We start from the raw sequence: 10344 nt of genomic DNA on the forward strand, positions 1-10344 counted from the left end.
GCTTGTTAAAAACTATTCTAAATAATATTTAATTTAATTATAAGGTTAAGATGGTACAGGTTAAGGTTTCTATTATTTTTGAAGCGGTGGTTATGTATGAAAAGAGCAATCTATAGCCAGTTGATCATGATCGAGTGAAAAAGAGCTTATCAATTGAGAAAAAATACGTATAATGCCCAACATCAAATATGCGCTCATAGCTCAGCTGGATAGAGCACTTGGCTACGAACTAAGGGGTCGGGAGTTCGAATCTCTCTGAGCGCACCAATTTGAAAAAAGAAACCGCTTAAATGCGGTTTTTTTGTGCCTATTGCTTTTAGAGTTTGGTTCGTATTTTTTGTACAAATACCGTATTCCCACCAACGGCAGGTAACGTATCGTGATAAGGAAGGCTGCGCATCGCTCTTAATAAAAATGGTGCTTTTTCATCAATTTTCATAGCGGTCGTCATTTTAAATAAAGATCCTTGATTCACTGTATTTATCTGCATTCGCCCTTTGATATAGCGTAAATCTCCGCCATTGGCATGAAAGTTATTTTCGGTGGTCTGTGGGTAGTTAAACTGCAATTTAAAAGCAAATGGAATGTTAATTACACCTAAACTAACATTGACCTGAATATCGGCATCCTGACTTTGGTTTTGAATAGGTGTAGTGCTCACTTTTTTAATTTGACGTGGAAATAACTCCTTATAAGTCACTGGGGCAAGCCATTTTTGTAGTTGTTGAGGCGATTGCTTGTAGAACTGGTAGGTTGTCGTAAAGCGCATTGACTCCCGACCATGTGTATAAGCGATTGTAGTTGGGGAATGTAGAAAACTTACAGGTTGTTGAGCAGCTTGACTCAGTTGTGCAATTTTAACTAATTGGGCAGGTGTGAGTTGTGGAGAGGGTGTTTGACCTGCAGGAAGCGCGATAGGTGTGAGTGTGTTAAATCGTGTTCTTAATGATTCTAAGATAAAAGCGCTGCCGCTGCTGGGAATGCCAAGCTTCACTTCGGGAATCGCAGCTAGAATTTTTTTAACTAAAAAACCTTGAGGCTGATTTAGGTCACCCCATTGGGTTAGTGTGATTAATGTTCGATTTTCATCCAAAGCAAACCATTCAAATTTACCGACACCATAGGGTATAGGGGCATCAATCACCAGGGTTGAAATACTATTTTCAGTCAATTGGTGTTGCATGATGATATTTTCATTAAAGTTTAAAACAGGGATAGGGGTTGGTATCGAAACACGATATTTCATCTGTGTGATATTGCCAGATTGAGCTAATGTTTTCGCAGATTTCAGTGTGGGGAAAAGACCAACATATTGATGAAAGTCGGTCAGTGTTTTTTCAACCTGTTGTGCATTCACAGGAACAATCATCGCAGCGGTCGTAAAGTTTGCGGTTGGCTGAGGATTATTTTTGAGGGTCGGAACTGAGGTTTTTACGGCTGGGTGTCCGTAGATAAAAATATCATTTTGCGTATAACTTGCCAGAGTTTTTGGTTGATTTTGAAATGGTTGTATAGCACTCGGAATATTATCTGACCATGTAATAAGCTGTGCGAAGCTATACTGTATTGAACAATATAGAAAAATTGTAAATAGAGTGATAAAACGAGACATCACATTCCTTTGATTTTCTTTTGGTGATTCCAACTACAACAATTTATAACTTTTTTCTGCTAAGGAAATAGCCCTATTATGTAAAACGAGTCTGAATGATGAAAAACTGGTGTAATATCTATGCCTGTCTATGATCACCCGAATTGAAGTGTTATATGTCTGAACAGCGTCCAACCATATCCGCACGTTTTTATCTTAATCTGGAAGAATCTCAAGATGGCTTTGCTTTAGTCACTTTTGGCAAAAAACCGATTACTCGTTTTCTAACCCCCGCAATTAGCATCGCAATTATCCTTTGGGGAATTTATTTGGGGTTCACCGGAGTTGGTCGTTACTATGTGGCACTCGGTGTTTTCTTCTTGATCATGCAAGCGATCATGCGCTTTTGGTTATTGCCGCTGTTGTTTAAACGTCAATTTGTGCGCTATCAATTTGGGAAAAGTGAACAAGGTATTGACCTATATCAAGACTACTTTGAGTTATATGCTGCAGGGAAGAAACAAAAAGCACAATATAGTGAAGTTCAATCTTTTGTAATTGGCAAATTGACTTATATGTTGGAACTTAAAAACCAAACAGTTGTGATCGTACCCAAACGTGTTTTTACTAATCCAGCAGATCAAAATAAATTTGAAAATAGTTTTAAAAAATAGTTGTAAAAATAAATAACGGTTCAAAACAACAAGGAGTTTTCATGAATACACAGCCTTCAAAAATTGTTTGTGTGGGTAGAAATTATGCAGAGCACGCGAAAGAGTTGGGGAATGCTGTCCCAGATCGTCCGATTTTATTTATGAAACCACCAAGTAGCCTTGCTACGTTAGCACAAGGTGTCGCTTGGAATCAGGCCTTAGGCGAGTGTCACTATGAATGTGAAATTTGTTTGCAAATTGCACATCCTTTATCGCAAGAAATCGATAAGAACAAAGCATTAGAAGCAATTGGTGCGATTACGTTAGGTTTGGATTTAACTTTGCGTGATTTGCAAAGTGAATTGAAAAACAAAGGACAGCCTTGGGAGCGAGCAAAAGCGTTCGATGGTGCTTGTATATTGGCAGATTGGATTGAAGCAGATGAAATCGGTGATTTACAAGAATTAGAATTGGTTTTAATGATCAATGGCGAACAGCGTCAGCATGGTTTTAGTCGGGATATGTTGTTTGATATCGGAGCGCTATTGGTCGAAATTAATCAGTCATTTAGTTTACAAGCAGGTGATGTGATTATGACCGGTACGCCAGCTGGAGTAGGTGCTTTAAATCCAAATGATCAGCTTACGATGAAATTAATTACTCAGTCTGGGGAATATGATTGGGATACCTTTGTTAAAGCATAAGAATGAGTGATATGGCGCTGATATCTAGGTATCAGCGTTTTTTTATGGGAAAAGAAATGAGAAAAATAGAATGAAAATAGGGCTATACCTGACACTGTTTTTGATCACCAGTTTCGTTCATGCGAAGCAGTTGGCGTTGAGTTTCGATGATGGGGTAAATCCTGATTTAAATGTTCAAGCCTTAACAATTAATCAGCATATTTTAGAGCAACTTCATCAACATCGAATCAAAAGTATTATTTACCCGAGTGTAATCAAGATTGGTGATTATGCAGGTGTACAATTGGTTGCTGAATGGGGGAAACAAGGTCATCAAATTGGTAACCATAGTGAGTTTCATCTTAACTTAAATAAAGACAGCATCAGTAGCCAACAATACATTGATGGAATTCGACGAGCAGAACAAGTATTTCAACCGTTACAGGGCTGGGTTGCAAGATATCGTTATCCTTTTTTGAAAGAAGGCAATACCCAAGAAAAAAGAGATGCAGTTGTTGGGTATCTTAAACAGCATGACTATCAGTCGGGTGCAGTGAGTATTGATGCCAGTGATTGGTTTTATAACCAAAAATACTTGTCTTATCAAAAGCATCATCAGAGTGATCAGCTTGAGAAATTAAAGCAAGCATACATTTATCATTTGCTAGATCGAGCCGATTATTATGATCAGCTTGCAATAGATACAATTGGATATTCACCAAAACATGTACTGTTATTACATGTAAATGCCATTAATGCGGCTTTTTTGGATGACGTGGTTCTTGCATTTCAACAACAGGGTTGGCAGTGGATTGACAGTGAGAAAGCTTATACCGATCCACTGTATCAACTATCGTCAACGGTTTTGCCAGCTGGAGAAAGCATCATTTGGTCCTTGGCCAAACAGCAAGGACATGCAGACTTGCGTTATCCGGCTGAAGATGCACCTTATGAGCAGGAAAATTTAAAACGGTATGGCTTATTGTAGAGAACTGCCTTGATACAATTTCCTAAATTGATCTGGGGTAAAGTGCATCCAACGTTTAAACATATAAATAAAGGCGGAAGAACTCGCATAACCCAAATCTAATGCAATATTTTCAATGGTTTTCCCTTGATTGAGCATCGACATCGCTTTCATCACCTTGAGACGTTGTCGCCATTCATGTAACGACATGCCAAGCTCCTTTTGACTATAACGAGCCAAGGTTCTTTCGGTCATGTTTATCATTTCCGCAAGCTGCTGCAGGGTACTATTATCCGCTGGATATGCATGTAAGTGGCTTAATATTTTTGATAAGGCAGGATGTTGTGTGGTGGGTAAATAACTTCCTACCAATTCAGCATGTGTGAGTGCATCTAGTAATACTTGTAGTAAGCGTAAATATTCTGGGTCCTGCTCTGAAAAAGGGTGTTTACGAATGTGCTCTAGCAACGCTGGAACCAATGGTGCAGTCAGTAAGATACCCGCTTGTTGTGGCATGTTTTGGCACAGGTTTTCGTGTACATACAAAATGCAATGCGTGACCTCATGACGGTTGATCCCACTATGTTGTAAATGAGGAGGTAGCCAAATCCCATAAGGTGGGGGTGTAAGATAATGAATCTGGTCAATACTGACCTCCAGTACCCCATCAAAAGTATAAATAAACTCTCCCCATGCATGCGCATGTTTAGGATAAAAGGTTTCAGCGGGTGCATCGCGAATACGTAGCCACAATGATGCTGGAATATCATCACAGGCGGGTAGCTCCTGAAAATCTTGGATGCGATGTGCTGACTTTTTCATAATATGAGAATTGCCTGAAAATATGCATGCATTGTCTAAATCTCACTATATCATCAAAATAAGACAGCTTTATATTGGCTTTCTAATTATAAAATTGGGAGCTGGCAATGGATGAGCGTAAAACATTAGATGCACGAGCATCTGGTCTTATGATCGGACTCTGCATGATTTGGGGATTACAACAAGTCATTCTAAAAATGGCAGCTCCTGATATTTCTCCTCTTATGCAGATTGCACTGCGTTCGGGCTTGGCAGCAATTTTGTTATTACCATTATTGTATTTGGATAAAGCTGCTGAATTATTCAATCGCCAAAATCTTCAAGCAGGTGCTTTAGTTGCCTTTTTATTCTCTTTAGAATTCTTTTTGTTGGCGCAAGCATTACAATGGACTTCTGCTTCACATGCAGTGGTATTGCTATATACAGCACCAATTTTCGTGGCGTTGGGTTTACATTGGAAGTTACCCGCTGAACGTTTAAGTTGGTTGCAATGGAGTGGTATTGCTCTAGCTTTTATCGGCATAGTGGTGACATTTATCCGAGAGCAATCAGGGACAGCTTCTGCGATTGAGCAACAAATGCTTTGGGGAGATTTGTTGGCATTGGCTGCTGGTATTGCTTGGGCAGCAACCACAATTACCGTACGCTTATCTTCATTGGCACAAGCTGCGGTGACACAGACTTTATTCTATCAATTGGCAGGTAGCTTTATTTTATTGTTTGGCTTGGCTGTGTTTTTGGGGCAGGCAAGTATTCATTTTACCCCATTGGTAATTGGTAGTTTGGCATTCCATACCCTCGTGGTGTCTTTTGCGAGTTTTCTAGCTTGGTTTTGGTTGCTTAGAAATTATTTAGCTTCGCGCTTAGGCGTATTCTCTTTTTTAACCCCATTGTTTGGAATCATTTTCGGAGTATGGTTGCTCGATGAGCGAATTGAACCTAACTTCGTGCTCGGCTCAATTCTGGTGTTAGCAGGGATTGTGGTGGTGAGCTTACAGGGTTGGTTAAGGAAATAAAAAAGACCTCAATATGAGGTCTTCTTGCTACTTCTGCTCAAAAATAGTGGATAACGGAATAGAAAGTTTAGCTGCTAAATAATCATTGCTTTCAATCAAGGCGGGTCCGATTTTTTCCATCCATTCATCATCTGCATGAACATTGGCAACATCATCTCGTAGTGGTAGTGGATATGGGAGTGCGGTGAAGAAACTCCAAAAATCAACCTGTGCTAAATTACGAACCAAGACATACTCATCATTGTCTGTACGTTTAATCAGATTTTGTGCTTCTAATTGCAGAATATATGAAGGTAAACGCCCCAGCTCACCACGACCTACGATATCAAGTAGCTCATGCTCACTTACACTATTTCCAACTTGTTGCTTCTTATAAAATAGCTCTAAGATATCTAATAACATCATGATTGGATGACGCTTTTGTTCCTTACCTGAATGAAATGCGGTCAGTGCATAGCTGATTTCCACACCGAGTAAAATAATATTCCACGACAAGAAAATCCAAAGCAGAAAAATAGGGACAGCAGCAAAAGCACCATACACAATTTCATAGCTGGTGAAGTTACTCATAATCCAGCCAAAGAGACGTTTTAAGACTTCAAACACTGTCGCACTAAAACATGCTGCGATCATAGCTGAGTAAATCGGGACATTGCGATTCGGTATGGTCCAATACAAAATGAAAAAACCAATAATGGTTAATAAAAATGAAATTAACCATAAAAGAAAAGCACCGTTTAGCTGATAACCTGCAAAGTTATTGCTTAAGATATTCATTGAGGCAACTGTAGAGGAGAGTACGAATGCGCTCCCTAATAAAATCGGACCCAAAGAAATAATGGTCCAATAGCGCATAAAACCGACCAAGCCTGTACGCGTTTCTTTGACACGCCAAATACGATTAAAAACATTCTCAATCGATGACAGCATTAATACCGTTGTGACAAATAGAAACAAGATACCAATAATAGTTAGGTTGCTCGATTTATCAGTAAAGGCACTTAAGGCTTTATCGAAGGCAATGGTGCTTTTAGGTAAAAAATTGCTATAAATCAATTGCTGTAGTTGTTGTCGTGCTGGTTCTAATGCTTTGATGGAAGAAATAATCACCAAAAACACAGTCAGCATTGGGACGACCGCAAATAATGTGGTATAGGTCAAGGATCCTGCTTGTTCTCGACAGCGATCAGCCTCAAAACGGCGCAATACAAAGACAATAAATTGAAACCATGTTTTTTCTAAAAAATTCAGTTTTTTTAGATAACGGTTTAAGATCATGGAGATATCCTAGTTATTTTTAATCAAGATCTTGGTGAGTGCACAAGATCAACAACAGCTAAAAAAGGTAAAAATGTCGTATAGTGTTCTTAACTTAGCAAAATTATGAAAAGTGATGCAACCTTACGTTCTTGTACTTTATTACAGCAAATATGGTTCTACTCGGCAAATGGCTCATTTAATTGCGGATGGAATCGAGTCAGCAGGGGTGAATGCTCGGATTCGAACAGTCCCGAATCTTGCAACTGTTGTAACAGAGGCACAACCGAGTATACCGGCAGATGGCGATATATATTGTAGCTTAGATGATCTGGCTCATTGTTCTGGTTTAGCTTTGGGTTCACCCACTCGATTTGGCAATATGGCCAGTGAGATGAAATATTTCTGGGACCAGACTACCAGTTTATGGCTCAATGGTGCTTTGCATAATAAACCTGCTTGTGTTTTTACCTCTTCGGGTTCAATGCACGGTGGGCAAGAAAGTACATTATTGACGATGTTACCACCACTATTTCACCATGGCATGATGATTTTAGGTCTGCCTAACTCTATTCCTGCACTATCGAATACTAAAACTGGAGGGACACCTTATGGTGCGAGTCATGTTAGTGGACCGCGTCATGATCAGAGTTTAAGTCAGGATGAAAAAATATTGTGTGAAGCTCAAGGTAAACGCTTAGGTGAACTGGTTAAAAAGCTCATTTGAATGAATAATGGGAGCCAAAGCTCCCATTATTTTGTTTATTTTTTCAATTGCCAATCATAGATGTTTTTACGATAAGCATACCAAATCATCCAAAGACCAATAATAATCATTGGGAAGCTTAGAATTTGTCCTTTGGTCATCCAGCCAAATAAGATGAATCCTTGATCTGCATCGGGTTGACGGAAGAATTCCATAAAGAAACGTGCTACGCCATATCCAACTAAGAATACTGCTGAAACGGCCATACGTGGTCGAGGTTTAGAGCTAAACCACCATAAAATGATGAAGAGTAATAAGCCTTCACACAATGCTTGATAGATTTGTGATGGATGGCGTACCAGCCCCAAAGGGTCTGTTGGGAAAATCATACCAAATGGATAACTTGGGTCTTGAACTTGACGACCATACAGTTCACCACCAATGAAATTACCAATACGACCAAACATTAAACCTGTCGGTACACAAGGTGCGATAAAATCCAGTGTTTGAAACCATGTTTTTTGGTATTTCTTGCACCAAAATAACATGGCAATCATTACACCAAGAAAACCACCATGAAAACTCATGCCGCCTGTCCAAACTTGGAATAGCCATAGTGGGTTTTCTAAGAATTTTCCAAATTCGTAAAACAGGACGTACCCCACACGACCACCAAGTACAACACCTAGCGCACCGTAAAAAACGAGATCTGAAACCATGTCTCCTGTCCAGCCATCACGCTGCTTAGCGCGATAAGAGGCAAGTCCCCATGCACATAAAAACGCCAATAAATACATGAGTCCATACCAATGCACTTGTACTGGTCCCAAGCTCAGTGCAACTGGGTCTATATTTGGATAGGTCAGCATTGCTGTTCCTCAATTTAGAATTTGAAATTAAGTTTTGAACAGATTGTAGCGGAATGATGTGAAAAATGTTGTACATTCAATGTGTAAAGATGTGAGAACAAAATCAATGTGTATTGTCGCTTTTGCATGGCATGTTCTTGAAGACATGCCACTTTGCTTAATTTCAAATCGAGATGAGTTTTAGCATCGCCCGAGTGCTTGTTTACATGCTTGGGAAAATAGCAGCATTATTGCTGGACAAGATTTACAGTCAGGCGGGACATGGATGGGGATAACAGCATCTGGGCGCTGGGCGATTGTAACTAACTTTCGTAATGGTCGAGATAAAAATCAATATCAAACCTCAAGAGGTCATTTGATACAGACCTTTTTAGAAAGCGACTTAACTCCGATTCGTTTTGCGCAGCAGTTAGAATTAAAACAACAAGAATACGCGGGTTTTAACTTATTTGTAGGTGATCGAGAGCAAGCCGTTTATATGAGTAATCGCGGAGAAGCCCCGCAAGTTCTCGCCAATGGTGTTTATGTTGTTTCGAATGGTTTAATGTCTGAAGATTGGGAAAAAACCAAACATTTACGTAAACGTTTTACTCAAGAGTTTTTACCGATGTTACAACAGTCGAATATCACTGAAACTGCACTGCATTCTACAGTTTGGGATATTTTGGAGGATGAGCGTAAGGTGATACTCGATTTGCTCCCCGATACGGGGATTAATGCTGAAATGGAGGCTTTATTGTCTTCGACATTTATTCAAAGTCCAATCTACGGAACACGATGTTCTAATTTTTTGCGTATGCGTCAGCAACAATGGCTATGGACAGAGAAAGCACAACAAGGTGAGCAACAGGGGGAGATTGTGGAGCAAAAAATCAGTTTGTTGAAATAAAAAACCATGCTATCCGAAAATAGCATGGCTTGAATCTACTTTTTAAAACTAAGCAGTTTTATCCAACAATTACACCGCCATCTTTACGAGTGATCACCACTGTTGCAGAGCGTGGACGGGCCGTGGTGTTATTCGGGTCAGTTTGAGTTGCAGGCCAGTTACTAGTTGGTGCTGCATAACTTTTAGCATCTTCACCTGGGTGCTGAACGTTGATGAAGATAGCTTTGTAATCAGGGGTCATCGTTACACCTGTGATCTCACATTCTTTTGGACCTGTGAGGAAACGACGAAGATTTTCATCATTCACTTTTGCCCCAACGATGGTTTCAGTCCCATTCGATGTTGTTGCCTTGCTACCATCGTTCAGTTGACCTGGTAGTGCTGCCAGCATCATACAGTTCGTAACATCCGTATATGCACCATCGTCAGTTTGAATCCACAATACACCGCGTGGGTCAAACCACATGCCATCTGGTGATGAGAAGTCATTGCTATCAGTTAAACCAGAAAGGTTAATGTTTGATGCCATTGCTGCTTCTGCACCAAATAAGTAGATATCCCATTTGAAGTTTTCAGCTGTGGTTTTATCCTCAGCTTCACGGAAGCGAATGATGTGGCCATTCACATTACCTTTTTGTAAGGTCGTGCCCGCTTTTAGATCTTCATATTGACGAGGGTTCGCTGCATCTGTTGGATAGCTTGAACCACGATTCGAGTTATTGGTGAGAGTCACATAAACTTCGCCATTGACAGGGTTGACTGCACACCATTCAGGACGATCCATTTTTGTTGCACCAACAGAATCTGCTGCCAAACGTGCAAAAGTTACGACATCTGCCTGTGATTTAAATGGATAGACAGGATTGCTTTCTGTTAAGCCATTCTTACCAT

10 protein-coding genes, 1 tRNA gene and 1 pseudogene are annotated in these 10344 nt (G+C 39.9%); 7 read left to right on the forward strand and 5 right to left on the reverse strand.

Translation table 11 applies throughout. The features are described from left to right. Positions 1 to 190 precede the first annotated feature (190 nt). A tRNA-Arg gene (locus HMPREF0023_RS03650) sits at positions 191 to 267 on the forward strand. A 49-nt stretch (positions 268 to 316) separates the two neighbouring features. Here HMPREF0023_RS03650 and HMPREF0023_RS03655 read toward each other — a convergent pair. After that, a complete protein-coding gene (locus HMPREF0023_RS03655) occupies positions 317 to 1612 on the reverse strand; it encodes a hypothetical protein (RefSeq protein WP_008941224.1) in 1296 nt (431 codons plus the stop codon). A gap of 155 nt (positions 1613 to 1767) precedes the next feature. On the opposite strand from HMPREF0023_RS03655, the gene HMPREF0023_RS03660 reads away from it, so the two are divergent. The 3 genes from HMPREF0023_RS03660 (at position 1768) to HMPREF0023_RS03670 (ending at position 3915) form a co-directional block, all read left to right on the forward strand. Further along, positions 1768 to 2265 (forward strand): YcxB family protein, encoded by a 498-nt coding sequence (locus HMPREF0023_RS03660; RefSeq protein WP_004640980.1) that lies wholly within the window; start codon positions 1768 to 1770, stop codon positions 2263 to 2265. 8 nt (positions 2266 to 2273) lie between these two features. Continuing rightward, a complete protein-coding gene (locus HMPREF0023_RS03665; protein ID WP_265586524.1) occupies positions 2274 to 2948 on the forward strand; it encodes a fumarylacetoacetate hydrolase family protein in 675 nt (224 codons plus the stop codon). Positions 2949 to 3018: 70 nt separating this feature from the next. Then, on the forward strand, positions 3019 to 3915 hold the full coding sequence (locus HMPREF0023_RS03670; protein WP_005086792.1) for a polysaccharide deacetylase family protein: 897 nt from the start codon (positions 3019 to 3021) through the stop codon (positions 3913 to 3915). On the opposite strand, the gene HMPREF0023_RS03675 is transcribed toward HMPREF0023_RS03670, so the two are convergent. Beyond that, positions 3907 to 4716, reverse strand: a complete 810-nt coding sequence (locus HMPREF0023_RS03675) for an AraC family transcriptional regulator (protein WP_005086790.1) — start codon at positions 4714 to 4716, stop codon at positions 3907 to 3909. The two genes, HMPREF0023_RS03670 and HMPREF0023_RS03675, sit on opposite strands and share 9 nt — an antisense overlap. Positions 4717 to 4823: 107 nt before the next feature. Here HMPREF0023_RS03675 and HMPREF0023_RS03680 point away from each other — a divergent pair, with 107 nt between their 5' ends. Continuing rightward, on the forward strand, positions 4824 to 5732 hold the full coding sequence (locus HMPREF0023_RS03680; protein WP_008941226.1) for a DMT family transporter: 909 nt from the start codon (positions 4824 to 4826) through the stop codon (positions 5730 to 5732). A 27-nt stretch (positions 5733 to 5759) separates the two neighbouring features. Here the strand turns inward: HMPREF0023_RS03680 and HMPREF0023_RS03685 are convergent, their stop codons facing one another. Then, positions 5760 to 7010: a YihY family inner membrane protein gene (locus HMPREF0023_RS03685; protein WP_004640968.1), complete on the reverse strand. Its 1251-nt coding sequence runs from the start codon at positions 7008 to 7010 to the stop codon at positions 5760 to 5762. Between the two features lie 115 nt (positions 7011 to 7125). Here HMPREF0023_RS03685 and wrbA point away from each other — a divergent pair, with 115 nt between their 5' ends. Continuing rightward, entirely contained in the window at positions 7126 to 7716 is a 591-nt protein-coding gene (wrbA, locus tag HMPREF0023_RS03690; RefSeq protein WP_004640966.1) for an NAD(P)H:quinone oxidoreductase, read from the forward strand. Positions 7717 to 7751: 35 nt separating this feature from the next. Here wrbA and lgt read toward each other — a convergent pair whose 3' ends face one another. Then, positions 7752 to 8564: a prolipoprotein diacylglyceryl transferase gene (gene lgt, locus HMPREF0023_RS03695; RefSeq protein WP_004640964.1), complete on the reverse strand. Its 813-nt coding sequence runs from the start codon at positions 8562 to 8564 to the stop codon at positions 7752 to 7754. 106 nt (positions 8565 to 8670) lie between these two features. On the opposite strand from lgt, the pseudogene HMPREF0023_RS03700 reads away from it, so the two are divergent. Then, positions 8671 to 9453: pseudogene (locus HMPREF0023_RS03700) on the forward strand (NRDE family protein). A 58-nt stretch (positions 9454 to 9511) separates the two neighbouring features. Here HMPREF0023_RS03700 and HMPREF0023_RS03705 read toward each other — a convergent pair. Beyond that, positions 9512 to 10344: PhoX family protein (locus HMPREF0023_RS03705; protein WP_008941228.1), on the reverse strand; the 833-nt coding region annotated here is incomplete at its 5' end.

Source organism: Acinetobacter sp. ATCC 27244 (genome assembly GCF_000156555.1).
Lineage (GTDB): Bacteria > Pseudomonadota > Gammaproteobacteria > Pseudomonadales > Moraxellaceae > Acinetobacter > Acinetobacter haemolyticus.